The sequence below is a fragment of the Plantactinospora veratri genome (genome assembly GCF_036421995.1).
Lineage (GTDB): Bacteria > Actinomycetota > Actinomycetes > Mycobacteriales > Micromonosporaceae > Plantactinospora > Plantactinospora veratri.
Window position 1 is genome coordinate 495,730 of the sequence record NZ_JAZGQL010000001.1, and the last position, 25,818, is coordinate 521,547.

The window sequence follows — 25,818 nt, forward strand, 5'->3', positions numbered from 1 at the left end:
AATCGATACATGCACCTAGGCAACAATGTACAAGGAGTCACATTTTTGCTCACCGGGTGTTACCTGTACCCAAGTGACGCATAACTGACTGCTCGGCCCGGATCGAGCGGCTCCGACGTCTACTAGTTTTCCGGTCCGGTGGACGGGACCGGGCGGCCTCCCTACGCCCGCCACGCAGATCGACCCCTCGCGCCGATGGAGATGGACGATGACAGTTCCCGCGCAACGGTCCCGGCGCGCGCCGAACCGGACCGGTACGGCGCTGCGAGTCCTGCTCGCGGTCGCCCTGCTGGTCCCGGTCGGCGTGCTCTTCAGCTCGGCCTGGCGCAGTAACGACGACCGGCTCGCCGGCACCGAACGCGAGCGGCACGGGGTCGAGTACCTGCGTGCCCTGGGACAGGTGACGCTGGCCCTGGTCGACGCCCAGTCCGGTGCCGTGGCGGGCCGGGCGGCGGCCGCGGCGGCACTGCGTACCGCGGTCGAGCAGACCAGCGCGATCGACGTCCGGTACGGTGCCGAGCTGCGTACCAGCGAGCGCTGGGCCGGGCTGCACGCCAAGATCGAGGCGCTGCCCGACCGCCCGCCGGCCAACCCGCAGGACGCCTGGACCGTCTACACCGAGACCACCGACCTGCTGCTGGCGCTCTACGCCAAGGTGCGGGAGAGTTCCGGGCTGATCCGGGATCCGGACTCGGACTCCTACCACCTCCAGGACGCGGTGGCCGAGGAACTGCCGGAGGCCCTCGTCGCGGCCGGACGCCTCGCCGACCGCTCGGTACTGGCCGCCGGCCGCCCGCGCGGCGACCGGCTGCGTACCGCCAGCGAACTGGCGCTGGCCCGGGCCGACGTGCTGAGCCCGACCGCCGACCTGGTCGACAACCTGCGCTCGGCGGTGGAGAGCACCGCCAGCCGCACCCTCGGCGGCAACCTGCTCAGCCGGCTCGACGGCTACCAGCGCGCGGTGGAGGATCTGGCCACCCTCACCCGCGACTCGACCGCGCCCAACCCGATCCAGGTGGGTGCCGCCCGGGCCTCCGCGCAGCTCGCCGGCTCCGGCCTGGCCACGATCATCCTGACCGAACTCGACATCCTGCTCCGGGAACGGGCCGACGCGCGCGCCAACGAGCGGCTGGTCATCGTCGGCGCGCTGGTCCTGGCCGTACTGCTGCTGCTCGTCCTCGCCGCCCTGCCGGTGCTGGCGGCCCGGGCCGCCGCCCGGGCCGGTCGCGCCCCGGCCGGGGCCGGTGACCCGGCGGCCGGCGGGCTCGGCCCCGCCGCCGGTACCGAATCCGGACCTCGGCCGGCCGGGCCGCCGCCGGTCGGACCACCACCCGTCGGGCCGCCGCCGGTCGAGTCGCCGCTGCCGGTCGGCGCGACGCTGGCCGGGCCGCCGGCCGGCGGCGTGCCGCCGCTGCCCGAGCGCCGGCCGCGCCGGCCGGACCCGGCGGGCGATCCGGGTCGACGCTCGCCGCTGGCGGACTGGCAGGATCCGATACCCGCCGGCCAGGCCACCCAGTCGGCCGCTCCGGACAGCCAGGCGCCGTGGGGACGTCCCGATGCTCGGTAGGCTCCGGATCCGGGGCCGGCTGGCCCTGCTCGCCATCCTTCCGCTGCTCAGCACCATCGGCCTCGCCGTCCCGGTGCTGGTCGACCGGATCTCCTCGGCCCGGGAGGCGGCCGACACCGCCGAAACGGTGCGCCGGGCCGGCCAGGTCGGCACCCTCGTGCAGGATCTCCAGCGGGAGCGGCTGCTCTCCGTCGGCTACCTGCTCAACGTCGTCGACCGCTCCGAACTGGTCCAGCAGGGCGCCCAGGTGGGCGACCGGATCGCCGACCTGCGGGCCGAATTCGGCGACCAACTCACCCAGGAGATCGACAGCGCGATCGGCGGCATCGGCCGGCTGACCGACCTGCGGACCGGCGTACTGAACCGGCGGGTCAGGCCGGACCAGGTGATCCCCGCGTTCGGGCAGGTACACACCGCGCTGATCGAGTCGCTGGGGCTGACCTGGTCCGCGGACGCCAGCACGACCGAGGGCCGCCAGATGATCGCGCTCGACGCGGTACTCCGCACCGACGAGGGGATCAGCGCCGCCGCCAGCCTGATCGTGCTGGTCGCCGGGACGAAGAACCCGGCCTCCGGCATCGCGTACGTCGGCACCATGGCCCGGCTCGAAGCCAATCTGGCGAGGTTCCGCAGCTTCGCCACGCCGGCCCAGAACGAGCTCTACAGCCTGATCGAGCGGGCCACGGCGGCCCGGACCGGTCCCGAGTTCCTCAGCGCCGGTGCCGCCGACCCGACCGAGGCGATCGCCGAACTGGACCTGGCGGACCTGTTCCCGGCGGCCTCCTCCCTGATCACGCTCGGACAGTTCATCGAGAAGAAGATCGTCACCGACGTGGTCGCCGAGGTCACCGACCAGCGCCAGCGGGCCATCGCCGGGGCGTACACGGTCGGCCTGCTGGTGCTGCTGACCATCGCGCTGATGATGCTGCTCAGCCTGGCGGTGGCACGTACCGTCGCCCGGCCGCTGACCCGGCTGACCGTCTCCGCCGAACGGATGGCCCGGGCCGCCGAGGAGGAACTGACCCGGATCGTCGACGACGAGTCCGAGTCGTACCAGCCGATCCGGCTCGACCCGGTGGACGTGGACGGCCGCGACGAGATCGGCGACCTGGCCCGGGCCTTCGAGCGGGTGCAGGGTACGGCCGCCCGGCTGGTGGAGCGGCAGGCCGCCAGCCGGCGGAACGTGGCCCAGATGTTCGGGCACGTCGGACGACGTACCCAGAACCTGGTCGGCCGGCAGATCGCCCTGATCGACCGGCTGGAACACCAGGAGACGGACCCCGGCCGGCTCCAGCACCTCTACCGGCTCGACCACGTCTCCAGCCGGCTGCGCCGCAACGCGAGCAGCCTGGTGGTGCTCTCCGGTGGAGCCGGCGGCGACGGGCACGTCGCCCCGCTGCCGCTCGGTGACGTGGTCCGGCTGGCGCTCGGTGAGATCGAGGACTTCACCCGGGTCGACGTGCAGGTCCGGCTCGACGTCGCGGTGGCGCCCGGGGTCATCGGCGACCTGGTGCTGACCCTGGCCGAGCTGATGGAGAACGCCACCGCCTTCTCCCCGCCGCACACCCGGGTCACCGTGCTCGCCGAGGTCGTCCCGGGTGGGGTACGCCTCAACCTGGTCGACCACGGCATCGGGATGACCCCGGAGCGGCTGGCCGAGGAGAACGCCCGGCTGACCCGACGCGAGCGGCTGGACCTGGTGCCGACCGAGGTGCTCGGGTTGTTCGTGGTGGGCCGGCTGGCCCGCCGGCACGGCTGGCGGGTCACCCTCTCGGCGACCACCCCGGGCGGTGGGGTCACCGTCGGGGTGGAGATCGCCGACCGGCTGCTGGTCACCCGGCGTCCGGAATCCGAACTGCCGACACCCCGGGCGAGCGCGTCGGCGCCGCTGCCGGTCCGTCCGGTCAAGCTTTCCGAGGGCGGCGTCCCGCAGGGCCGGGCGACGGTGCCCACCGCCGCCGAGCCGGCCCCGCCCGGACTCGCCGAGCCGGTACCGTCCAGGCCCGCCGAGCCGGCGCCGGTGACCCCGGTACCGGTGGCCCCGGAGCCGGTGCCCGCGGCGGCCGGGCCGGCGCCGGTGTTCCGACTGCCCGAACTGATGCCGGTGGCGGTACCGGCCGGACCGGTCTTCGACGAGGAGCTGATCCGCCGGGCCACCCGGTCACTGACCGCCGGCCAACCCTGGAACGCCTTCCTGACCCGCCCGGTGGCCACCGCCGGGCCCGAATCCGCCGAGCCCGGCGCCGCCCGGCCCGGCACGGATCCGGCAGGACGACCCGGCGGCGCCGGTCCCGGCGACCCGGATACGGGAAGCGGCGCGGCCACCTCGGGTGCGCCGGCGACGCCTTCCGCCGACAGCGGCCCGGGACCCGCCTCGTCCGGCCCCGGCACCGGGCTGCGCCAGCGGGTCCCGGGCGCCCAACTGCCGAACACCACCAGCCGGAGCCGCCCCGAACCGACCCCGGCCGACCCCTCCGTCGTCCGGGCGCTGATCGAGGAGTTCGAAGCCGGGGTACGCCGGGCGCAGCGCGAGCAGCAGACCCGGCCGACCGACCCCGATCACCCGTCGGAGCAGATCGGCACCGGACCCGGAGAGCCGGACCAGGCGGTACCGCGACCGGTCTCCTCCGCCTCGGAGCGGCCCGCCGACCCGCTGCCGGACGGCACACCGCCGGAGCGGAACGCCCCGCGTCCGGAGGGCGGTAATGTCAGGCCGGTCGGGTCGGCATCCCGACCCAACGGAACCTCAGCGGCGACCCCCGCCGCGACGGGCGCTCCGCCCCGACTCAACCGGCGGGTCCCCGGAGCCAACCTGAGCGTTCCGCTGCCGACCACCCCGCTCGGCCAGGCGCCGGCCGTCGCCACCGCCGGGCCGGGCGACCCCGACCAGGTACGCGAGCTGATGATGCAGTTCGAGTCCGGTGTCGCCCGCGCGCTGAGCGAAGTCCGAACAGAACACCGCCACGAAGAGGGAACCCCACGATGAGCACTCCCTTCATCCGTACCGAGCAGGACCAGGCAGCGGGCACCGGCGAGCTGAGCCAGGAGGCGCGCACCTTCAACTGGTTGCTGGACTCGTTCACGTCCGGCACCGCCGGGGTGCAGGAGGCGATCGCGGTCTCCTCCGACGGCCTGCTGATGGCCATGTCGTCGATCAAGGACCGGTCGAACGCGGAGCGTCTCGCCGCGGTGGTCTCCGGGATGACCAGCCTGGCCAGTGGCGCCGCGAACTGGTACACGCTGGGTGCGCTCAACCGGGTGGTGGTGGACATGACCGACGGCTACCTGCTGGTCAGCGCGATCAGCAGCGGCTCGGTCCTCGGGGTGGTCGCCGACCGGTCGGCCAACCTCGGCACCGTCGCCTACGAGATGACCCTGTTCGCCGGTCGGGCCGGAGGCGCGCTCACCCCTCGGCTGATCGTCGAACTGAAGAACTCCGTCCAGTCATGACCACGGGTGCTGCGGTGGGCGGCGGCCCGCCGCACCGTACACCCCGGAGCGCCCCCGGGCGGAGTGAGGAACCCGCATGACCGAGCGGAGCGAGGTGCCGGTGCCGGACCCGGAGCCGGACCCCGAGGTACTGCCGACGGTCCGGATCCGCCCCTACCTCCAGGCCGCGCTCGCCGAGGAGGAGGCGGAGCCGGAGGCGGACACCGGGGAGCTGCCGGTCGTGCAGCCGGTGCCGACCGGGCTCCGCCCGTTCGTGCTGACCTCCGGGCGGGTCTCCGGGGCCGACCCGGCGATCGGATTGGAGACCCAGGTGACCGCCAGGATCGACGGCGCCTCCTGGACCAGCCCACCGGTCACCCGGCTCTCCTCGGAACTCCAGGACATCGTCGCGCTGTGCGTCGAGCCGATGTCCGTGGCGGAGATATCCGCCCGGCTCCGGATGCATCTCGGCGTCACCAAGATCCTGGTCGGTGACCTGCGGGCCGCCGGCCACCTCGACGTACACGTCTGTCCCGTCGAGGATGCCCACGACCCCGACCTCATTATGCGAGTGATCGATGGACTTCGTGCGATCTCCTGACTGGCCCGCCTCGCCGCCGGCCGGCCCCTTGGCGAACAGCGCACCCGGCCGGTACGGCAGCCCGGCCGGACACGGTGTCGGTACCGGTCGAGGGTTGCCCGCCGGGTACGCCCCGCCGGCCCGCTCCGCGCCGCCCCGGCACGCCCGGGAGACCGGCACCGATCCGGCCGGGGCGCACCGGTCCGACCAGCGGCGCGGCAGCGCGCCGCCGATCCCGGTGAAGATCCTGATCGCGGGCGGTTTCGGGGTGGGCAAGACCACCACGGTCGGCGCCATCTCGGAGATCGCGCCGTTGACCACCGAGGCGGAGATGACCACCGCCGGGATCGGGGTGGACGATCCGGGGATCCGCTCCGAGAAGACCACCACGACGGTGGCGATGGACTTCGGCTGCGTCACCATCGACCGCAGTCTCAAGCTCTACCTCTTCGGTACCCCTGGACAGTCCCGGTTCGGGTTCATGTGGGACGACCTGGCCCGGGGCGCGCTCGGGGCGCTGGTGGTGGTGGACTCCTCCCGGCTCGACGACTGTTATCCCGCCATCGACTACTTCGAGCGGGCCCGTCTACCCTTCGTCGTCGCGGTCAACGCGTTCGACGGTCAGATCGCGCACGACCTGACGGCGATCCGTTGGGCGTTGGCGATCGGGGAACATGTTCCACTGGTCCAGTTCGACGCTCGAGATCGACTTTCGGTACGCGACGCCTTACTGATCGTGCTGGATCGGGCCCTGGATCGAGCGATCCGGGAGCGGGAGACTTAGCCCGCGACGGTCCGGCCGCGACGGGTCGGCGGTTGGCCGGGAAGGGTGACACGATGAGGGGCGAACTGGACGACGCACTGGCACGGATGGAGCGCCGGGAGGCGCTGCAACGACGACGGGCCCAGGAGGCGGCCGCCCGGGCCGGATCACCGGTCGACGAGGTGACCGAAGCGGTGCAGCGGGTGGTCGCGCAGCATCCGAACGTGGCGGTCACGATGTGGGTCGCCGACGGGCCGAAGATCACGGCGATGCACGTCGCCTGGTCGGACGGCGAGGTCACCGTGCGGCCCGCCGCCGAGCCGGCACTGCCGGTCGCCGGGCAGGCACCGCACTCCTGGCCGATGTCGGTCCGGACGGTGCCGAGCTGGGCGGCCCCGGAGGATCCGCCGGCCCCGGACGCCGCCGCCCGGCTCGCCGACCTGATCCGCCGGGACCCGTCCCTGCTCGGCCCCGACGACCACGGCTGACCCCCCGGCCGGGGGGACATCCTCCGGATTTCGGGGAGTCTGCCACCCGTCTCCCGGTCGGTCTCGTCCTCGGCGGGCCATGGAGTCGGACATTTTGCATTGGTAGCTGTCTATGCGCTCGATACCATCCTCGCCATGCGTGCCCGCCGCGTCACCGCCGTCTCCCTGCTCGCCGCGCTGCTGAGCCTGCTGGCCGTCGGCGTCGCCCGGGCCGACGACCAGCCGAGGCTGACCGCCCCCGGCGTCCCGGTCGTGCTGGCCAACGAGCCGCACGCCCTCACCCTGACCTGGGCGCCCGCGACCTGGGCGAGCGACCCGGCCGGCGAGGACCCGATCACCTACGAGGTACGGGTGCTGATCGGCGCGAACGTCTACCGCAACCTCGGCAGCACCAGCGCGACCACCCTCACGGTGACCGACCTGGCGCCCGGCACCGAGTACCGGATCGCCATCGGCGCCTACGCGATCAACGCCTACTCCGACAACTCACCCGAGATCAACCTCCGCACCGCGTACGGCCGGGCGAAGGTCAGCTACCTCAATCTGGACTGGTCCCCGACGAACAACCAGATCCATTACGCACTCCAGATCGTCAACACCGGCAACGAGCCGCTCGACCTGAGCTACGTCCAGGTGCGGTACCACCTGACCTTCGAGGGCGGCAACACCGACCTGGTGCTGAGGTGCGACTGGGCGGCGCTCGGCTGCGACCGGATCCGGCGTACCCTGCAGTACTTCCCGCCGCCCGCGCCACCGCCACCCCCGCCACCCGGCGGGCCGAGCGGCCCGCCGACGCCGAGCCCGACCGTGTTCCCCCCACCGGGTACGCCGATTCCCGGTTGGGTGGAGCTGACCATCCCCGGGGCGGTGCTCGCCCCCGGCGCCTCGTCCGGGCCGATCTACCTGCGCTTCCACCGGCAGAGCTGGGGCGCCATCGACGAGCGCGACGACCGGAGCTGGCGGACCGCCACCGGCGCGTGGATCGAGAACGGCCGGATCACCCTCGACGTCGACGGGGTACGCGAGTTCGGCGACACGTCCTCCTGACCGGCGCGCACGTCGGGTGGATACCGGTCCGCTCCCGGCCGGTACTCTCGGCCGGTGACGGGTCGGGATCTCACGCTCACCGCCAGCCTGCGTCCGGCCGCGCTGGACGCCCGCCGGGGCATCGTCCGGCTGCATCCGGAGGTACTGACCGCGCTGGGTCTGCACCCCGGTGCTCCGGTACGCCTCACCGGGCGCCGGAGCACCGCCGGGATCGTGGCCCGGGCGGAGCAGTCGGCGAGCCGAGCCCTGCTCTACGCCGACGACCTGGTCCTCGGCAACCTCGGGGTACGCGACGGCAGCCAGGTCACCGTCGCACCGATCCCGGTGGTGGCGGCCCGCCGGGTGGTGTTGACCGGCCCGCCGGAGATCGTCGCCGTGGTCTCGCCGGAGATGCTCCGCCTCGCACTGCTCGGCAAGATGGTCACCGCCGGTGACGACGTCTCCCTGCTGCCCCAGGACGTGCTGCCCGACGCGGCGGTGCGGACCCTGGTCGAGGCGGCCCGGCGCAGCCTGGCGAACACCGTCGGCTACGCCTGGACCAGCACCCTGTTGACGGTGACGTCGGCGGAGTCGGCGAGCGGCTCGACCGGGCCGCTCGACACCGACGGCGGGGCCGATTCGGTGCTGGTGACCATGGACAGTGTGGTCGGCTGGCGGGACGGCCACGCCACGCACGGCACGACCGCGGCCGAGCCGCGGGCGGTCACCGGCGGCCGGAGTCCGCAGGCGGCGACCGGGCCGGTGCCGGATCCGGCGCCCGGCCTGGACGAGCTGCCGGGGTTGCGGACCCAGGCCGAGGAGTTGACCGAGCTGCTCGACCTCGGCTTCCACCACCGTGAGGTGCTGGGCCGGCTGGGCACGACGGTCTCGCTCGGCGTACTCCTGACCGGCCCGGCCGGGTCCGGCAAGTCGGCGCTGGTCCGGGCGGTCTCCCGGTCGGTGGGGGCCCGGTTCGCCGCGATCTGGGCGCCGGAGGTCGCCGCGCTGACCAACGACGCCGCCGCCCGGCGGCTCCGCGAGGCCGCCGCCTCGGTCCGGGACGCGCCGCCCGCGGTGCTGCTGGTCGCCGACGTCGAGGCGCTGGCGCCGCGCGACACGCCCGGTCCGGTGGGTACGGTCTTCCGGCAGTTGCTCGCCGAGACGGTACGCGCCGGTGCCGCCGTGGTCTGCACGACCAGCCGGCCCGAGTCGGTGGACCCGGCCCTGCGCTCGCCGGACCTGCTCTCGCTGGAGATCGCGATTCCGCTGCCGGACGCCGCGCTGCGCCGGGAGCAGTTGACGGTGCTGACCCGGGGGATGCCGCTGGCCGAGGACGTCCGGCTGGACGAGGTGGCCGCCCGTACGCCCGGATTCGTCGCCGCCGACCTGGCCGCGCTGGCCCGGGAGGCCGGGGTACGCGCCGCGCTGCGGCAGAAGGAGGCGACCGCCCCGACGGTGGCGATGGCGGACTTCTCGGCGGCGCTGGAGGTGGTCCGGCCGACCTCGATGGCCGAGTCGTCGGTGCTGGAGCTGGCCGACGTGACCCTGGACGACGTCGGGGACATGGCCGAGGTCAAGGAGGTGCTGACCGAGTCGGTGCTCTGGCCGCTGAACTATCCGGACACCTTCGCCCGGCTGGGCGTGCAGCCGCCGCGCGGCGTACTGCTCTACGGCCCGCCGGGTTGCGGCAAGACGTTCCTGGTGACCGCGCTGGCCGGTACCGGCCGGGCGAACGTGCTGTCGGTGAAGGGCGCGGAGCTGCTCTCGAAGTGGGTGGGCGAGAGTGAGCGGGCGGTTCGGGAGCTGTTCCGCCGGGCCCGGGAGGCGGCACCGACCCTGGTCTTCCTCGACGAGGTCGACGCGCTGGCCCCGGTACGCGGGCAGGCCACCGACGGCGGTACCACCGACCGGGTGGTCGCGGCGCTGCTGACCGAGCTGGACGGGGTGGAGGCGCTGCGCAACGTGGTGGTGATCGGTGCGACGAACCGGCCGGATCTGGTGGATCCGGCGCTGCTGCGGCCGGGCCGGTTGGAGCGGCTGGTCTATGTGCCGCCCCCGGACGCCGCCGCCCGGGCCGAGATCCTGAAGGCGGCGGCCCGGTCGGTGCCGCTGGCCGAGGAGGTGGAGTTGGCGGCGCTGGCCGAGGAGTTGGACGGGTTCTCCGCGGCGGACTGTGCGGCGCTGGTCCGGGAGGCGGCGCTGGCGGCGATGCGGGAGTCGCTGGAGGCGAGCACGGTGCACGCCGGGCATGTGGCGACGGCCCGGGCCCGGGTCCGCCCCTCGCTGGATCCGAGCCAGGTGGCCTGGCTGGCCGCGTACGCCGCGCAGCGGTGAGCGGGGTGCCGGTCCGGTTCCGCCCGGTGGCTCAGCCCTGGCCGGTGGCGAGGGCCAGCGCGGCCGGGTTCTGGTATTCCCGCCAGTGCGCCACCCGGCCGTCCCGGACCCGGAGCACCGCGACGAACGGGGCGGAGGCGGAGACGCCGGTGGTGGTGACGGTCGCGGCGAGTTCGTACTCGACGACGATCACCTCGGGGTCGGTGGTCTCGTGGATCAGCACGTTGCGGCAGTCGTCGATCCGGAGCGGCAGCCCGGCCCGGCCGGCGGCGGCGAATTCGAGGAACTCCCGCCGGCCCTCGATCCGGCTGGGCCGGCCGGGTGCGGCGAAGGGCATCTCCACCACGACGTCCTCGGCGAGTTGGTCCTCGGTGAAGACGGCCGTGTTGGCCAGGAAGTTGGCGCGGATCCGGGCGAAGGCTTCGCTGGGCGTGCTCATCGGAACATCCCCTCCGAAATAAAGTGAGTGACTACTCGACTTATGAAGATAGTGAACCCAGACTCACTTTGCAAGGAGGAGAGCCCCGCATGACGCCCCGGACAGCCGAACCCGGCCGGCCGCTGCGCGCCGACGCGCAGCGCAACCGCGCCCGGATCCTGGCGGCCGCCGAGGAGGTGTTCGCCGAGCACGGGGTCGCGGCGTCCACCGAGGAGGTCGCCGCCCGGGCCGGGGTCGCCATCGGTACCGTCTTCCGGCACTTCCCGACCAAGAACGACCTGCTCGCCGCGATCATGAAGGGCGTACTCGCCGGCCTGGTCGACCAGGCCGCGACGCTGAGCGGCGACGACAGCTCCGGCACCGGGCTGTTCACCTTCTTCGCCCGTACCGTCGAGCAGGCCGCCACCAAGAAGGCCGTGGCCGACCTGCTCGCCCGCAGCGGCGTCGAGATCCCACTTCCCGAGGTGCTCGACGTGCTGGGCGAGGCGGTGCACGGCCTGCTGCGCCAGGCCAAGGCCGCCGGCACGGTCGACCGGCAGGTGCAGCTCCCCGAGGTGATGGCGCTGCTCGCCGCGCTGAGCCAGGGCGCCCTGCACGGCAACTGGGACGCCGGGCTGCGGCAGCGCACCCTGGCGGTCGTCTTCGCCGGCCTGCGCCCGGCCGCGACCGGCTGACCCGGACACCCGGCGCTGTCGGCCGCCGATACGGGCCCAGTCCGCACAGGGCCAGCCGGCGGACGGGTACACCGGGTGCCGGGCGGCCGGCCGGGCCCGGTGACCGGCCGCCGGGCACGATCAGGAGTCGAAGGCCCGGGTCCACTCCACGACCGGGCGTACGCAGCCCTCCGGCACCTGCTCGCCGGGGCAGGAGCCGTGGTTCCAGGTCCAGAGCCAGAGCGCACCGAGCACGATCACGAAGAACGCGTGTGTCCGGGCCGCGCGGGCGAAGGCCGGTGCGGCCAGCCCGGACACCCGGGTCAGCCCGATCGCCAGCTCCGCCACCAGGTCGCCGTAGCCGTAGGCCAGTCCCGGCGGAGCGCCGCCGGTACGCCGGTAGAGGTACGAGACCAGCAGGTCCGGCAGCAGCAGGACGGCGCCGACCGCGACGGCCAGTACGCCCAGCGCGCGACCGACGAGCCGGCCCAGCCAGGGCAGCACCCTGCGTACCAGCAGTAGCAGGCCGCCGATCACCGCCACGGCGAGCAGGGGGAACCAGACCACTCCGCGAATCTCGACGGGGATCAGCGGGAGGTCGCGGATCCATCCGGCCAGCGCGTCGAGGATGCCCATCGGAAAGCCTCGGGCTCCGTTCACGGCTGCTCCCCGGTTTCGCCGCCCGGCGGTGCGGCGGCCCCGCCGTCAGGGGCCGGCGCGCTGGACAGCTCACCGACGGTCCGGTTCGGCATCAACCGGCCGCCGCCCTGCGTGATCATCCCCTTGAAGCGTTCGACCACCGCCTGCACGGCACCGTCCATCTCGCCGAGCCGGATCTGGTCGCCTTCCATGATCACCTTGAGCGCCTCCACGGCCAGCTTCTGGTCCTGGTCGTAGAGCGAGATCATGAAGTTGGCGGCCTCGGTCGCCTTCGTCGGATCCTGTGCCACGATGCTGCCGGCCAGCGCCGCACCGCCGCCGGAGAGCAGCCGCTCGTGGAACGCCGCCCGCTCCTGGTGCCGGGCCAGGTCGGCGTCCTGGTTCAGCTTGTCCAGAGCGATCCGGTCCGCCTCGGTACGTATCGCCAACTGCTGCCGCAACGTCTGGATCTCCAGATCCTTGGCGAGCTGCCCCTGCTCGGCGTTGATGGTCAGTTCGCAGCGCAGGTCGCTGATGCGCAGCCCGTTGGCGAGGTCGGTCGGCGCGTCCGCCAGCGTCGACCTGATCGCCCGCTCGGCCGCCTCCGGCTGCATCGCCGTGAACCTGCGGGTGACGGCGCGCAGCGGTTCCATCAGATAGCGCCGGCAGTCGGCGATGGGGTCGGAGACCTGCTCCCGGACCACACTCACCGGATCGGCGGCGGCGAACGAGAACCGCACCGCCGCGTCGAAGAAGAGCGTGTCGCCGGCGCACGGCAGCGTGCAGGCGAAGTACGCCGGCTGCGGCGACGTGTAGACCACGTAGACCGCTCGCGGCCCGCGCCACCAGACGTCCCCGGTGGTGTACGGGTGGGTCGGCGCCACCAACTGGCCACTGGACATCTGGAACACGAGCCGGGTACCCGGCTCGGCGATCGGCCGCCGCTGGAACGGCAGCCGGCGGAGTTCTTTCCGTTCGAGGACGGGGCCACGGATCACCACACACCAACCCTTCGACTGAGTACGTTCAGCAACCTGGCCGCCAGGTCCGGCGCCAGCGGCTTGGGATCGCGCCACCGGTTGGCGTGCGCGGTCAGCAGATGCCGCTGCCGGTCGGTGGCCGCGGCCTTCATCAGCAGGCTGACCAGGGCCGGACGCAGCGCCGGTGCCTCCTCGGCCGCCTGGGCCCACCTGCGCAGTACGTTGTGCACGGCGGTGTCCACACCGGGTGCGACCAGAGCCCGCCCCCAGAGCCGGGCGACGATCTGCCCGGCCTCGGACCAGCCCTCCGCCGGGACGACGCCGTCGTCCGGGACCGTCACCGGCCGCCCACCCTCGCCGGCCGTCCAGAGCAGGATCGGCCAGGCCACGTCGCCGTCCGGGGTCTTCTGGTTGGTCCAGAGCGTGGCGGCGACCTCGAGGAAGCCCACCACCCCCGCGTAGAGGCGGCCCGAACGGCTCTGCACCGACCAGGCGTCCAGCAGCCGGAGCAGCTCGGTCTGCCGGTCGAGCGTCGCCTCGGCCATCAGCTCGGCGATGCTGTCCCCGATGGCGAGCTGGAGCGGCGTCTCGGCGCCGTCGGCCAGTTCGGCGAGGTGCTCGTCGGGACCGCCGTCCAACACCGCCCCGACGCTGGCGCCCAGCGCCCGGGCGGCCGAGAGCCGCAGCGCCAGACTGTCCCGGTCCGCCCAGTCCAGCACCAGCCGGATGACCCGGCTCGCCGTCGCCGGGTCCCGGGCGGGCAGCGCGAGGGCGGCCACCGCCCACTCCCGTTCGTTGCCCCGGCCACTGCCGGCCCACGGCGTCACGATGTCCCGGCGGATGGTGTCGAAGGCGAACTGGCTCAGGTAGCCGATCGCGGTCGCCGCCCGGATCCCGACCGCGCCCTCCACGTCGCTGGCGACCCGCCGCAGCCAGTCCAGCAGCAGAGCCCGGTCGTAGTAGTGCTCGTGCCACAGGTGGTGCAGCAGCCGGGCCGGGTAGTTCGGGTCGACGAAGGAGACGACCTCCAGCTCCGCCCAGCCGTACCGGGTGCGGCGTACCTCGGTGTCGATCCGGGCCCGGGCCGCCTGCAGCCGGCTGCGCCGGGTCTGCCGCGACCGTGGCGGCGCCTGGCCGTTGCCGGCCTCGTCCTCCCGCCACGCCTGTTCCAGCAGGGTGGCGGCCCGGGAGACCGCGTCGAAGGACATCCGGTCCAGTACGGCGATCGCGACGACCAGCGCCCGCTCGTCGAAGGTGGCGAGTTCGTCGTACCAGTCCTCGACGTCGCGGCGGGAACGGTCCTCGAACCGCGCCATGGCGTCCGCCACCGTGCCCGTACCCGAGGCCACCTCGGCGAGGTCCTTCGCCAGTTCCACCAGCTGCGGTGCGTCGAACGACTCCGGCGCGATGTCGGCCAGCCGGGTACCGACGTTCTCGTCCGCCAACAGTCGTTCCGCCTCGGCGTCCGAGCCGAGCAGTTCCGCCAGGTGGCTGGTGACCAGCTTCAGCGCCACGGGCGGTGCGGCGATCTGCCGGGCGAGCCGGTCGACCGCGTGGTCGGAGGCGCGCACCGAGTCGTCGACGATCACCACGAGCCTGCCCCGGCGCCGGGCCAGCCGCTCCTCCAGCATCGGCAGCTCGCGGGCGTACAGGGTGCCGAGCTGGTTCTTGCTGAGCCGTTCGATGACGAAGCCGCACCCCTCGGGCAGGTCCTCGATCGGCAGTGCGGCGAGCGCGTCGGCGAAGCGCAGCTCGTGCACGGTCTCCATCTCGGAGAGCAGCCGGACGGCGGTCGTCGTACTGCCCCAGCGCCGACGCGCCCTGATCAGCAGTACCGGGCTGTCCTCCAGAGCCTCGGCGAGGTCGACGTACCCGTCCGGCGAGACGTAGACCCGGGCGGTACCGGCGACGAACCCGGCGGTGAAGGTGCGCAGTACCGCCCTGGACCGGTCCGCGCCGGTCCGGCTGTCCCCGCCGGTGATCGGGCCGCTGAAGGTGTGCCCGTCGCCGACGACGATGACGCCGGAGGAGCGGCTGCCGAAGGAACTGAGCGCGGCCGCCAGGGTGTCGCGGATCTCCTGCTGCTGCCAGGTCCGCTCCTCGTCGCCGGCCCCCTCGCCCGGCGACTTCGCCGCTGACCTGGCCCCGCCGAGACTCGCGGCGAGCCCCTCGGCGGCGTCTCCGGCGGACCTGGTGGGGTCACCGGCGGACTTCGCCTCCGCGCCGGAGCCGCCGGGCGTACCGGCCGGGCCGTCGCCGGCCGGGCCGGGCGACCGGCCTTCCTGGGCTGGCGCCCCGGACGCCTTGCCGGAGACGTCCGGGGCAGTCTGTGGCGGGTTCGCCGGCCGTTCGGCCTGCTCAGCCATTGCTGTCTCCTCCGGTGATCGGTCCGTTGAAGACCTGACCGTCCCCGGTGATGTGTACGGCGCTGTGTCGGCCGTTGGCCGGTGCCGCCGGAGCAGCCTGGCCCGGTGCGGGGGTGGTCGCGGACGCGGTGCCCGGAGCCGACCCGGCGCGCGGCACGATCCGGCCCAGTTCGTCGACCAGCCGCTGGAGGTCGCCCAGCAGGTTGCGGGTGTGCAGTGGCAGGAACTGACGACGGGCCAGCCGCCTGATGTCGTGCGGCAGTTCCTCCTCGGCCGGCATCCGGCCCCCGTCGAGCAGTACGGGGATGACTCGGATGTCCCGCTTGAGCGCCCGGCGGATCTCCCGGCGCACGTAGTCCTTCGGATGGTCGATCCGGCGGTTTCCGGAGTCGTCCGCCAGAGTGAGCCACCGGGGGCCGATAAGTGCGAGCAACACGGTGCTGCGCTTGAGGTGGTACCAGATCTCGGGCGGGAAATCGAGACCCGGTTCGAGTGAACGGGAATCCCGGAAAACGCGGTCGTCGCCGAATTCCCTGCGTAGCCTCTCGTCGATCACCGGTGCGGCGAACGTCTCGTCACCAGTTCGATAGTTGATGAAGATCCCGGTCATCGGGTCGCCTTTCGGCAGAAGCGGTCGGGGACGTCGCGCCAATTGCCGATAGATGCCACGCAATGCGCGCCGTCATGCACGACTAGCGGACCGACGCCGTCCGCCGCATTTCAGACTGGCAGCGCGGCATGCGACTAGCAATATGTTGTCCTCACCCTTGCGGGCGGACAACGGCGAACGAGCGGAAGCCGACGTGGCCGGGACGGCCCGGCCACGAACCGGTCGGCAGCGGTAACGTCTCCGCCGTATTACAAGCGGTAGTCCGAAGGTGGCTGATTGTCGCTGCGAAGGACGTCCAGAAGGAGCGGCATGGCCTCGCTGACCGCACCTTCGGTACGCCAGCGTCGCAACGTTCGGCTGAGGTGCCGCAGGTCGTGCCGGACAGTCGCGGAGTCGACAGTAGAAGCCTGCTCCAGCACCGACCGGAGGACCTCGCAGGCCCGTTCGAGTTCTCCGCTGCTGGCCAACGCGAGCGCGAGGCGGGCGCCGTACCGGGAGCGGGTCCGGTGCATGGTGGCGGGAAGCCGGTCGAGTTCGGCGCCGAGGATCTCGGCGGACTCGGCCGGTCGCCCGAGGTCGAACAGACACCAGCCGGTGGTGAAGGCGACCGGGTCGCGCATGGTGAGGCTGCCCAGCGCCGGTTCGGTGGTCGTCTCGCCGGCCGCGTGCGCCATCAGCGTCGCCGCCCGGTCGAGCGCCTGGCGACAGGCCCGCTCGTCACCGGCGAGCGCGTACCCCTGGGCGGCGCGCTGGGCGGCGAAGGCGGCGACCCGGTTGCTGGACGCCCGCTGTTCCGCCTGCTCGGCGAGGGCCACCACCGAGCGGGAGTCGTCCCGGTAGAGCGCCAACTCCGCCCGGCGGACCAGGGCGTAGGCGGGCAGTTCGTCGTCCCCGCCGGTGGTGGCGAGTTCGACGGCGCGCTGGGTCCACCACCACGCCGCCCCCTCGTCGCCCTGCTCCTGAGCCATCCAGCCGGTGTATTCCGCGAACCGGGCCGCCAGGCGCAGCGCGGAGGTCCGGGTCTCGCCCCGCGCCTCGGCGGCGAGTGCCCGGATGCTGTTGGTGGCCCCGACCAGCATGTGGATCATCGTCGCCGGGTCGACCCCCTGGCCGAGCAGGCGCATCTGGTCGAGCCAGGTCCGGAACGTCGGCAGGGCGAAATCCGCCGCCTGCGGGCGCCCCCGTGCCGGAATAATCGCCCAACTCATCATCGAGGCTGCGGCGGTCAACACCGTACGCCGGTCGAAAGCCGTGAATTCGCCACTGCCGTCCGCATTCATCCGCATAACCCAGACCTCGCTCGGAGTCGCTGTCTCCGGCGGCGGATCGTACGACGGTGCGTCGACCAGACGGGCGAGGGCACCATCGGCATTCAGCTCCTGATCGCATCGACGCGCCAGGTCCACACTGGGCCGTTTGGCACCCGATTCGATCTTGCTCAGATGGCTCTTGCTGTAGTTGATCCGTCCGGCCAACTCCGTGAGGCTGACTCCCTCTCCGGTTCGCCGCCGGCGGAGTTCTCCGGCGAACGTTATCGGACCAGGCACCTCGTCCACCATGGCCACCACCGCGTTTCCATTGTCCGGCCGGAAAGGATGTGGACAACACTATCCGCCGAGCACAAACGGCGCCGGCCACGAACGCGATGTCCGTTCACACCGCCGCTGTGGATCTCCGCTACTGTGGATCTCCGTTACTGTGATGACACCCCCGGCCGGTGCACCAGGTGAAGCGTGCCGGCGACCCTCAGGAGGCGTACTTGGCGGACGAGGACGAACTCCGGCTGCGCCACCTCGCCGACGTGCAGGCGACGATCGCCCGGATGTCCCAGCACTCGTTCGTCATCCGGGGCTGGTCCGTCACGCTGGTGTCCATCGTGTTCACCGTGCTCGGCACGCAGGGCCGGAACCTACGCCTGCTCGCGGTCGTGGCACTGGCGCCCGCCGTGATCTTCTGGGGACTGGACGCCTACTACCTGCGCCAGGAGCGGCTCTTCCGGCGGCTGCACGCGGCGGTCGCCCGCCGGCTGCTCGACGGTGCCGAGGCTCCCGACGTACGGCCGCTGGATATGGGCGTGGCGGAGTACCAGGACGAGGTGCCGGGATTCTGGCGTACCCTCGTCGCCCCGCACGTGCTGGCCATCCCGGCGACCCTGATCGTGCTGACCCTGGGCTACACGCTGCTGCTCGACTGAACACGCTGCTGCTCGACTGATCCGCCGTCGCGCTCGCGGCGGATCGGGGTCCGGGTCACCAGACCCCGACCGCGTCCTCCCCGACGCCGAGCCGGATCTCGGCCCGGACCGCCCCGCCGTCCTGACCCAGCACCGCGCCGCACCGCCGCAGCAGGTGCAGGGCCGGCAGGTTGTCCGCCCTCGTCTCGGCCACCACCCGCCGGGCGCCGGCCTCGATCGCCTCGGCGAGCAGCAGTCGCAGTGCGATCAGTCCGATCCCCTGCCCCCGGCTGGACTTGCCGAGCCACATCCCGGTCTCCAGGGTGCCCGGCTCGGCGTGCCGGCCCAGCCGGGCCATCCCCACCACGTCGCCGTCCTGGACGATCGCGTACATCAGGCTGCCGGTCGGGCCGCCCAGGCCGCCGAAGTTCGCCCGGTGGAACTCCCGGAACGCGTCGCGCCGGGCCTGCGACCAGCCGGCGGGCGCCTCGACCGGCGGCATCACCTCGTCCGGCTCGGTCTCGGCGACCGCCACCGACAGCAGCGGTTCGAGATTCTGCTCGTCTACCGGCGTCAGCCGTATCTCACGGGTCACGATCCCGATGTTTCTCGCCGCGTCGCCGTCGCGTCCACTGGTTTGGCAGACCCGCTCCGTTCGGGCCACCCCGCCCCGACCGGGCGACCCCCTCACCGACTGGCTGGTCGTGCCGCCCGCGGCGCCGGCCGGCCGACCCGCACCAACCAGGACATCAGTGGCGAAATCGGGAATGGCGGAGCGATCGGTGCCACCCGACCCGGACCGGCGCTCAGTCTTCGAACTCGCAGAGTACGGCGGTCGCGTCGTCGTGCCGCTTGAAGCCGCTGCGGCGCTGGCCGTCCCCGGCCTCGACCAGCCGGACCCGGCGGATCAGCTCGCCCGGCCCGGCCTCGCTGAGCAGGTCGAGCAGGCCACGCCAGTCGAAGAGCCCGAACTGCTCGACCGCGACCGAGGCACCGTCGGTGAGCAGTGCGGCCCGGCGTACCCGCTCCGGCCCGTGCAGCGGCAGGCTGCCGGCGACGGCGTGGTACGCCGCGTCCGGGTTCGCCGCCGCCACCCAGTAGCCGTGGGTCCGGTTCATCTGCTCCCGCTGCAACGCCACCGCCCGGCGGAACCGGGTCGCCGGGTCCGCCTCGCCGCCGACCCGGGCCAGCTCCGCCTTCTGCCGCAGGTCGGCCATTGCCGTCCGCAACCGCTCGTCGGAGATCACCTGGACCCGCGCACCGAGGTCGAGCACCAGCGGGCTGTCGCAGAGCACCAGGTAGTCGACGTGATCGCCACCGTGCCGCAGCAGGCAGACCGTCGCCGACGGGGTACCGGGATGGTCGAGGTCGCAGGCGCCGCCGTGGTCGGCGCGTACCGCCAGGATCGCGGCGGCGAGGTTGCCGGTCAGCGCGGCGCCCGGCCGGTCGGCGGCGGCCAGCCCGAGCCGCGCCGCGAGCCGCCGGACGTACCAGCCCGGTCCGTGTACGCAGCCGGTGTCGAAGCCGTCCGGCACGGTCGCCCCGTCGAGTACGCCGACCAGGTCGCCGTACCGGAAGACGTGGTCCTCGTTCTCCAGCCGCCCCGGCACGGGAGCCGAGGCCGACCGGACCAGCATCATCGGCGCGGCTCCGGCTGGTCCCGGCCTGGCGGTGTCATCGGCGGCTCCCGGCGGTCCGACGGGTGGTTCTCCCCTCCTGTCTACCGCGAATCGACGCCCGGTCCGGCAGGAATCGACGGGTCGCTGCCGGACGCGCGGGCCGACGCGCGGGCCGCCGTGAGACATGGGGCCGGCTGCGCCGACCCATCCGAGCAACTCACCAACCAGCAGCGATTACTGACGGTAGCGTCGGTGACGAGGGCTTGACCGCGAGGGGGGACGCAGATGTTGGAACACCTGCACCGGATGGGCCTGCGGGCCGAACACATGTACATGGCGGGGGCGGCCAGCATCGGGCTGTCGTTCCTGAGCTGGTGCCTGTCGAAGCAGATGGAGAGCGCCGGAATCGACCGGGCCGACCGCTGGGGCATCTTCATCGGCGAGTGGGCGCCGACCTTCATCGCGCTCGGCAACGGGCTGCGCACGTACGAGAAGTAACCGGGCCAGACGCTCAGCGGCGGCGGTTGCGGCTGCGGGCCGCGCGCAGCCGCCGGAGCCGGGCGACCAGCATCGGCTCGGCCTCCAGCGCGGCCGGATTGTCCAGCAGCGCGTTGAGGATCTGGTAGTAGCGGGTGGCGGAGAGGTCGAACGCGTCCCGGATCGCCTGCTCCTTGGCGCCGGCATGCTTCCACCAGCGCCGTTCGAAGGCGAGGATCTCGCGCTCCCGCTCGGAGAGTGCGGGGTCGGCCGGCGCGGCCGGGGCGGGAATCCCGGGTACCTCCGGCGCCTCGGCACCGGGCGCGGAGCGCGGCTGCGGGACGTGCGCGACCTCGGCGTGCCCGGCGTCGTCCGCCTCGTCGTCGGCCGGAGCAGAGGCGTTCCGCATGGCGCTCCTCCGGGGGTAGACACGGCACGACCTGGGATTCACCAGCCTACCGAGGCCCGGCCGGGACCGCACCGGTCGGCACGGGCGACAACCGTCACCTCCGACCGTCCCCGGCCGGAGCGCCGTACCGCCGTTCAACACCCTGCGCTGTTCAACACCCTTCCGAGGCGGGCCGCCGGGGGCGGCGCCCCCCGGCCGCCGCCCCCGTCCCCCGTCACCCGCCGCCGTGCCGGGTCAGGTGATGTCCCGCCGCCGCATCGACCAGATCGCCCCGCCGAGCACCAGCACCAGCCCGACGGCGAGCAGCACCGACGAGTTCTGCCAGGTGATGTCCTTGGTCAGCGGTTCGCAGTCGCCGGTGAACGTCACCTGGCAGGCGTCCCAGTCCTTCAACGTGACCTCCTTGTCCATCCAGGCCAGCAGGTACGTCGGCAGCAGCCAGCTCTCGATGAACCTGACCTGGGCCATCGCGAGTACGACACCGAGGCCGAACTGCCCGACCACCATCACCCCGAGCACCCCGCCGAGCGCCAGCGCGGTGTGCCGGCCGAGCGAGGCCAGGCCGAAGCCGAGTACCCCGGCCACCAGGATCAGGGTGAGCCCGCGCAGCCCGGTCAGCCCGAACGACTGCCAGGTCCCGGAGGTCATGCCCGAGGTGCTGCCCCGGAAGCTGCCGGTCGCCCAGAACGCCGCCGTCCAGAGTGCGCCGGCCAGCACCGTCACGCCGAACAGTGCGGAGAGCAGTGCGGCCAGCTTGGTGAGAAGTACCCGGATCCGCTGCGGTCGCCAGAGCAGCAGGTTCATCATCCCGCCGGTACTCCACTCGGCGCCCACGAACGAGGCGCCCCCGACGAACGCCACCAGCGCGAGTACGGCGGTGAGCGTGGTGACGGTGGCGGCGAACTCCTCGCGGAAGTCGAAGGTGGCCGGCAGGTGCCAGTCGCCCTGGAACGCCTCCCGGGGCGTCGGCTGGATGCTCGCGCAGTCCTCCGGGAAGCCCTCCTTCGTGGCGGTGCCGGCCGCCTTCGACCGCTCGCAGTTCTCCCGGTACTGCTCGGTCATCGCGACGTTCTGCTGGTAGTCCCGGTCCGCCGCGCGCTCTGCCGAGGCGATCTGGGCCGGACCGATCTTCTGGTTGGTGAAGAACATGCCGACCGCGACGGCGACCAGCACCAGCAGTCCGGCCAGGGTCAGATAGCGGACGAAGCGCCGCTTGGCGAGCCGGCGCAGCTCCGTGGTGTAGAGGTTCACACTCCCCACCCCCCGTTCGCCCTGGAGTCGGTCCCGGAGGTTCCGTCGACCACCACGGACTGGTCCACCTGGCGGTGCTGGCCCGGCACCGGCGCGGTGGCGGTCAGCTCCAGGAAGACGCTCTCCAGGTCGACGGTGATCGGGGCCAGCTCGCTGACGTAGAGGTCGGCGGTGGCGAGGGTACGGGTGACGGTGGCCGGCTTGTCCACCTCGTACACCAGCAGGTGGTCGTCGTGCGGGGTGACCCGGGCGCCGGAGCGGCGCAGCAGGTCCGCGGCGGCCGGCAGGTCGGTCACCGCCTCCAGCCGGACCCGCAGCCCGCCGCCGGAGTGCTCGGCCAGCACCTCGGCGACCGGGCCGGCGGCGACCCGGCGGCCCAGCGAGATGATGGTGACGGAGTCGCAGATCAGCTGCACCTCGCCGAGGATGTGGCTGGAGACCACCACCGTCATGCCGGAGGCGGCGAGGTCGCGCATCAGGCTGCGCATCTCCCGGATGCCGCCCGGGTCGAGTCCGTTGGCCGGCTCGTCGAGGATCAGCAGCTTCGGGTTCTTCAGCAGGGCGGAGGCGACCGCGAGCCGCTGCTTCATGCCCAGCGAGTAGGTCTTGACCCGGTCCTTGGCCCGCTCCCGCAGCCCGACCAGCTCCAGCACCTCCATCACCCGGGTCTGCGGCACGCCGCCGGCTCCGGCCAGCAGCGAGAGGGTGTCCCGGGCGGAGAAGTGCGGAAAGAACTGCGGGCTCTCGACGATCGCACCGACCCGGCCGGCGACCGAGGGCAGCGCCGCCGGCACCTCCTGGCCGAGGATCGCCATCCGGCCGCCGTTGGGCCGGATCAGCCCGAGCAGCGTACGCAGCGTGGTCGTCTTGCCGGAGCCGTTGGGGCCGAGGAACCCGTGCACCTGGCCGGCCTCGACCCGCATGTCGAAGCCGTCCAACGCCTGCCGGGTGCCCCGGCGTCTGCTCCGGTAGGTCTTGCGCAGACCTTCGATCTCCAGTACGGCAGCCATTTCGGCCTCTCTGGTCGTGTCCGGCATCCCTCACGTCCGGTAACGACCGACACCGTACCATCGCTTTGCACGCTACCGCGTTATACACGCTACTTCGGTCAGAGAAGTGCTCCCTGCCGGCGCGCCGCCCGCTCCCGGGCATCGGCCGACCGCCCCCACCGGGTACGCGGCCACGGCTTCAGCACGGACAGGATCGTGGCCGCCCAGAGCGCCACGGTGAACGCGGCGAGACAGGCCGTCAGGGCGACCCCGGTGGACCCCGGCACGGCGGCCGGATCGACCGTACGCAGCGCCAACTCGTCGGCGAGCGCGCTCTCCACCGTCCCGGCCACCAGCGGGATGCTCACCGAGATGGCGAACTTCACCAGCACCCACCAGTGCCGGACCAGGCCCCACTTCGTACCGAGCGAGACCACCAGGCCGGTGATGATGGCGAGGAACATCGACGGAATCGCCGCCGCCAGGTCGACGACGTGCAACACCTCGTACGCGCCGTGCCGGAGCGCGTGCGAGTCGGCGGTGCTGCCGACGATCGCCAGTACGGTCATCGTGAGCGCCACGCCGAGCCAGCCGACGCTGAAGCCGACGTGCAGGACCAGCCAGACCTTCCGGGTCCGGGGCGACATCCGGGGAAACCTCGGCCGGCTCACCGCCAGGATCGTCAGCGACAGCGGGATGCCGAGCAGCGCGATCGGGGCCGGGATGCTGAAGACGAACTGCGCCAACGCCATGACCAGGTGCAGCACGACGGTGAGCCGGCGGCCGCGCTCCGGTCCGCGCAGTGCGGCGACCACCGACAGCAGCGCCGCCACCGGATAGCCGACCAGTGCCGCCGCCCGCAGTACGGCGACGTCGGAGCCGCCCAGCAGCGACCCGACGGTCAGTACGCCGAAACCGGCGAAGACCCAGTGCAGCACGGTGACCGGGGCGGGCCGGGACCGGCCGGCGGCGGGGCCGGAGGCAGGGCCGGTGGACTCGGGTCGGATATCCAGAGACATGCCCCGACGCTAGGTTCGGCCGAGCCGGCCGCCATCGGCCGGGATGACCCGGTCCGCCGCCCGATGGTCGCCCGGTCCCGCCCCCGGGCCCTACCAACGGATGAATCCAACGGCCGAGGCGGCACCGCACCAACCTGCATAGACTTCGCCGGCATGGGTCCCCGCCAGCGCCGCGCCGTGGACCTGCTCTTCGCCGCGGTCTGCGCGGTGGCCGGCGTCTGGGACGGGTTCCAGTCCGGGCTGTTCGAGGGCTCCCCGATCGTCGACCACCGCGCCCCGCTGGCCGTCAACGCGTCCCTCGGGGTGCTCACCGGGCTCGCCGTACTCGTCCGGCGCGACCGGCCCCTGCTGCTGTACGGCTCCGCGCTGGTCTGCTGGGCCGTCGTCGGGGCGTACCCGGCGACGATCCTGGCGCAGTACTCCCTCGGCGCCCATCTCCGCTCGGCCCGGCTGCGGGTCGCACTCACCGCCGTCATGGTGACCGCGGTGGCCTGGCCGATCTGGCGGTCCAACGGCGGTGACGCGGGTGCCCCGCTCAGCGTCGCGCTCTGCATCCTGCCGGTGCTGGTCGGGCTCTACCTCTCGTCCCGGCGGGAGGTGCTGGCGAACCTGGAGGAACGCGCCCGGCGCAACGAGCGGGAGGAGCGGCTCCGGATCGACCAGGCCCGGGCCGAGGAGCGGGCCCAGATCGCCCGGGACATGCACGACGTGGTCACCCACCGGGTGGCGCTGATGGTGCTGCACGCCACCGCGCTGGAGTCGGCGCAGGGGCGGGACGCGGTGCGCATCGCCGGCCGGATCCAGGGCATCGGCCGGGAGGCCCTGGCCGAGCTGCGTACCCTGGTCGGCGTGCTGCGGGACGGGGCCGCCGTGCCGCTGCGCCCGCAGCCGGGCCTGGACGACCTGGCCGAGCTGGCGGCCGAGTCCCGGGCGCTCGGGCACGCGGTCGAACTCTCCGTCGAGGCCGGGCTCACCGCACCGGCCCTGGTGCAGCACGCGGTCTACCGGGTGGTGCAGGAGGCGCTGACCAACGTGCACAAGCACGCGTACGACGCCCGCACCACGGTGGCGGTCGGCTCCGACGGCGACGGACTCTGGCTGGTGGTCCGGGACGACGGCGGCACCAGCGCACCGGCTGTGGCCCCGGGCGGCGGGCACGGGCTGCTCGGCATCGCCGAACGGGTCCGGCTGGTCGGCGGCACACTGGACACCCGTCGACTCGCCGACGGCGGCTTCGAGGTGTCGGCCCGGCTGCCACTGCCCGGCCCCGACCTGGCGGTCGGCCCTGATCCGGCGGTTGGCTCGGACCTGGCGGGCGGGTCGGACCTGGAGGGCGGAGCGTGATCCGGCTGCTGGTGGTGGACGACGAGTGGATGGTCCGGGCGATGCTCCGGACCATCATGGACGCCTACGACGACATCGAGGTGGTCGGCGAGGCCGGCGACGGGGACGAGGCGGTGCGCCAGGCGCGCCACCTGCGCCCCGACGTCGTACTGATGGACATCCGGATGCCCCGCGCCGACGGGCTCGACGCGACCGCCGCGCTGGCCCGGTTCGCGGTGCCGCCGAAGGTGGTCGTGCTGACCACCTTCGACCTCGACGAGTACGTGGCGACGGCGCTCCGGCACGGCGCGGTCGGCTTCCTGCTCAAGGACGCCACCGCCGACCAGATGGCCGGCGCGGTCCGCAGCGCCGCCGCCGGTGACGCCATGCTCTCGCCGCAGGTCACCCGCAGGTTGCTGCACCGGTTCGCCGAGCCGGCCGATCCGGACCGCCACGACGCCCTCCGCCGGCTCGACGTGCTGACCGGCAAGGAGCGGGAGGTACTGGTCGCGCTCGGCGAGGGACTGACCAACAGCGACATCGGCCGGCGGCTCCATCTCAGCGAGGCCACCGTGAAGAGCCATGTCAGCCGGCTCCTCGCCAAGCTCCAGCTCACGAACCGGGTGCAGGCGGCGATCCTGGCGCACCGCGCCGGTCTGGTCCGCTGAGCCGGCCGGTGCGTCC

Annotated in this window: 25 protein-coding genes and 1 pseudogene; 13 read left to right on the forward strand and 13 right to left on the reverse strand. The window is 73.0% G+C overall.

Translation table 11 applies throughout. The features are described 5' to 3' along the window. Positions 1 to 208: 208 nt before the first annotated feature. The 8 genes from V1634_RS02230 to V1634_RS02265 all read left to right on the forward strand — a co-directional run bounded on the left by V1634_RS02230 (position 209) and on the right by V1634_RS02265 (position 10,187). A complete protein-coding gene (locus tag V1634_RS02230; RefSeq protein WP_331206014.1) occupies positions 209 to 1,567 on the forward strand; it encodes a hypothetical protein in 1,359 nt (452 codons plus the stop codon). Then, positions 1,557 to 4,553 (forward strand): sensor histidine kinase, encoded by a 2,997-nt coding sequence (locus tag V1634_RS02235; RefSeq protein ID WP_331206015.1) that lies wholly within the window; start codon positions 1,557 to 1,559, stop codon positions 4,551 to 4,553. Before V1634_RS02230 ends, V1634_RS02235 begins: the two co-directional genes overlap by 11 nt. Continuing rightward, positions 4,550 to 5,017, forward strand: coding sequence for a roadblock/LC7 domain-containing protein (locus V1634_RS02240; RefSeq protein ID WP_107257522.1), 468 nt, complete (start codon positions 4,550 to 4,552; stop codon positions 5,015 to 5,017). The genes V1634_RS02235 and V1634_RS02240 overlap by 4 nt, the downstream gene beginning before the upstream one ends. Before the next feature lie 76 nt (positions 5,018 to 5,093). After that, positions 5,094 to 5,597, forward strand: a complete 504-nt coding sequence (locus V1634_RS02245) for a DUF742 domain-containing protein (protein WP_331206016.1) — start codon at positions 5,094 to 5,096, stop codon at positions 5,595 to 5,597. Further along, a complete protein-coding gene (locus tag V1634_RS02250; protein WP_331206017.1) occupies positions 5,575 to 6,360 on the forward strand; it encodes a GTP-binding protein in 786 nt (261 codons plus the stop codon). The genes V1634_RS02245 and V1634_RS02250 overlap by 23 nt, the downstream gene beginning before the upstream one ends. Positions 6,361 to 6,413: 53 nt before the next feature. Continuing rightward, positions 6,414 to 6,827 (forward strand): hypothetical protein, encoded by a 414-nt coding sequence (locus V1634_RS02255; RefSeq protein ID WP_331206018.1) that lies wholly within the window; start codon positions 6,414 to 6,416, stop codon positions 6,825 to 6,827. A 135-nt stretch (positions 6,828 to 6,962) separates the two neighbouring features. Continuing rightward, positions 6,963 to 7,874 (forward strand): cellulose binding domain-containing protein, encoded by a 912-nt coding sequence (locus V1634_RS02260; RefSeq protein ID WP_331206019.1) that lies wholly within the window; start codon positions 6,963 to 6,965, stop codon positions 7,872 to 7,874. Positions 7,875 to 7,928: 54 nt separating this feature from the next. Further along, positions 7,929 to 10,187, forward strand: a complete 2,259-nt coding sequence (locus tag V1634_RS02265; RefSeq protein WP_331206020.1) for an AAA family ATPase — start codon at positions 7,929 to 7,931, stop codon at positions 10,185 to 10,187. A 31-nt stretch (positions 10,188 to 10,218) separates the two neighbouring features. On the opposite strand, the gene V1634_RS02270 is transcribed toward V1634_RS02265, so the two are convergent. After that, the gene (locus V1634_RS02270; RefSeq protein ID WP_331206021.1) at positions 10,219 to 10,626 is read right to left on the reverse strand and encodes a nuclear transport factor 2 family protein; all 408 of its coding nucleotides are present in this window, start codon (positions 10,624 to 10,626) and stop codon (positions 10,219 to 10,221) included. Between the two features lie 89 nt (positions 10,627 to 10,715). Between V1634_RS02270 and V1634_RS02275 the strand changes: the two genes are divergently transcribed. Continuing rightward, positions 10,716 to 11,300, forward strand: coding sequence for a TetR/AcrR family transcriptional regulator (locus V1634_RS02275; protein ID WP_331206022.1), 585 nt, complete (start codon positions 10,716 to 10,718; stop codon positions 11,298 to 11,300). 120 nt (positions 11,301 to 11,420) lie between these two features. Here V1634_RS02275 and V1634_RS02280 read toward each other — a convergent pair whose 3' ends face one another. From V1634_RS02280 to V1634_RS35390, 6 genes and pseudogenes are all read right to left on the reverse strand, one after another. Further along, positions 11,421 to 11,939 (reverse strand): hypothetical protein, encoded by a 519-nt coding sequence (locus V1634_RS02280; protein WP_331206024.1) that lies wholly within the window; start codon positions 11,937 to 11,939, stop codon positions 11,421 to 11,423. After that, a complete protein-coding gene (locus V1634_RS02285) occupies positions 11,936 to 12,916 on the reverse strand; it encodes a hypothetical protein (protein WP_331206025.1) in 981 nt (326 codons plus the stop codon). The genes V1634_RS02280 and V1634_RS02285 overlap by 4 nt, the downstream gene beginning before the upstream one ends. Continuing rightward, on the reverse strand, positions 12,913 to 15,264 hold the full coding sequence (locus V1634_RS02290; protein ID WP_331206026.1) for a hypothetical protein: 2,352 nt from the start codon (positions 15,262 to 15,264) through the stop codon (positions 12,913 to 12,915). The genes V1634_RS02285 and V1634_RS02290 overlap by 4 nt, the downstream gene beginning before the upstream one ends. Then, a complete protein-coding gene (locus V1634_RS02295; RefSeq protein WP_331206027.1) occupies positions 15,257 to 15,874 on the reverse strand; it encodes a toll/interleukin-1 receptor domain-containing protein in 618 nt (205 codons plus the stop codon). Before V1634_RS02295 ends, V1634_RS02290 begins: the two co-directional genes overlap by 8 nt. Before the next feature lie 248 nt (positions 15,875 to 16,122). After that, entirely contained in the window at positions 16,123 to 17,160 is a 1,038-nt protein-coding gene (locus V1634_RS02300) for a hypothetical protein (protein ID WP_331206028.1), read from the reverse strand. Between the two features lie 75 nt (positions 17,161 to 17,235). Next, a pseudogene (locus V1634_RS35390) lies at positions 17,236 to 17,433 on the reverse strand (helix-turn-helix domain-containing protein); the annotation flags it as partial. A 200-nt stretch (positions 17,434 to 17,633) separates the two neighbouring features. On the opposite strand from V1634_RS35390, the gene V1634_RS02305 reads away from it, so the two are divergent. Continuing rightward, positions 17,634 to 18,068, forward strand: coding sequence for a hypothetical protein (locus V1634_RS02305; protein WP_331206029.1), 435 nt, complete (start codon positions 17,634 to 17,636; stop codon positions 18,066 to 18,068). A 55-nt stretch (positions 18,069 to 18,123) separates the two neighbouring features. Here the strand turns inward: V1634_RS02305 and V1634_RS02310 are convergent, their stop codons facing one another. Both V1634_RS02310 and V1634_RS02315 read right to left on the reverse strand, forming a co-directional pair. Further along, complete coding sequence (locus V1634_RS02310; protein ID WP_331206030.1) at positions 18,124 to 18,642, reverse strand: GNAT family N-acetyltransferase; 519 nt, start codon at positions 18,640 to 18,642, stop codon at positions 18,124 to 18,126. Positions 18,643 to 18,853: 211 nt separating this feature from the next. After that, the gene (locus tag V1634_RS02315; protein WP_331206031.1) at positions 18,854 to 19,687 is read right to left on the reverse strand and encodes a hypothetical protein; all 834 of its coding nucleotides are present in this window, start codon (positions 19,685 to 19,687) and stop codon (positions 18,854 to 18,856) included. A 264-nt stretch (positions 19,688 to 19,951) separates the two neighbouring features. Between V1634_RS02315 and V1634_RS02320 the strand changes: the two genes are divergently transcribed. Next, positions 19,952 to 20,164: a hypothetical protein gene (locus V1634_RS02320; RefSeq protein ID WP_107257510.1), complete on the forward strand. Its 213-nt coding sequence runs from the start codon at positions 19,952 to 19,954 to the stop codon at positions 20,162 to 20,164. A 13-nt stretch (positions 20,165 to 20,177) separates the two neighbouring features. On the opposite strand, the gene V1634_RS02325 is transcribed toward V1634_RS02320, so the two are convergent. The 4 genes from V1634_RS02325 to V1634_RS02340 form a co-directional block, all read right to left on the reverse strand. Beyond that, a complete protein-coding gene (locus tag V1634_RS02325) occupies positions 20,178 to 20,552 on the reverse strand; it encodes a DUF3263 domain-containing protein (protein ID WP_331206032.1) in 375 nt (124 codons plus the stop codon). A 234-nt stretch (positions 20,553 to 20,786) separates the two neighbouring features. Next, complete coding sequence (locus V1634_RS02330; RefSeq protein WP_331206033.1) at positions 20,787 to 21,803, reverse strand: ABC transporter permease subunit; 1,017 nt, start codon at positions 21,801 to 21,803, stop codon at positions 20,787 to 20,789. Then, positions 21,800 to 22,813 (reverse strand): ATP-binding cassette domain-containing protein, encoded by a 1,014-nt coding sequence (locus V1634_RS02335; protein ID WP_331206034.1) that lies wholly within the window; start codon positions 22,811 to 22,813, stop codon positions 21,800 to 21,802. Before V1634_RS02335 ends, V1634_RS02330 begins: the two co-directional genes overlap by 4 nt. A 98-nt stretch (positions 22,814 to 22,911) precedes the next feature. Next, entirely contained in the window at positions 22,912 to 23,811 is a 900-nt protein-coding gene (locus V1634_RS02340) for a hypothetical protein (RefSeq protein ID WP_331206035.1), read from the reverse strand. Positions 23,812 to 23,964: 153 nt separating this feature from the next. Between V1634_RS02340 and V1634_RS02345 the strand changes: the two genes are divergently transcribed. Both V1634_RS02345 and V1634_RS02350 read left to right on the forward strand, forming a co-directional pair. After that, entirely contained in the window at positions 23,965 to 25,155 is a 1,191-nt protein-coding gene (locus tag V1634_RS02345) for a sensor histidine kinase (RefSeq protein WP_331206036.1), read from the forward strand. After that, positions 25,152 to 25,802 carry a response regulator transcription factor gene (locus V1634_RS02350; protein WP_331206037.1) on the forward strand — a complete coding sequence of 217 codons (651 nt, stop codon included), beginning with the start codon at positions 25,152 to 25,154 and terminating at the stop codon, positions 25,800 to 25,802. Before V1634_RS02345 ends, V1634_RS02350 begins: the two co-directional genes overlap by 4 nt. Positions 25,803 to 25,818: the final 16 nt, after the last annotated feature.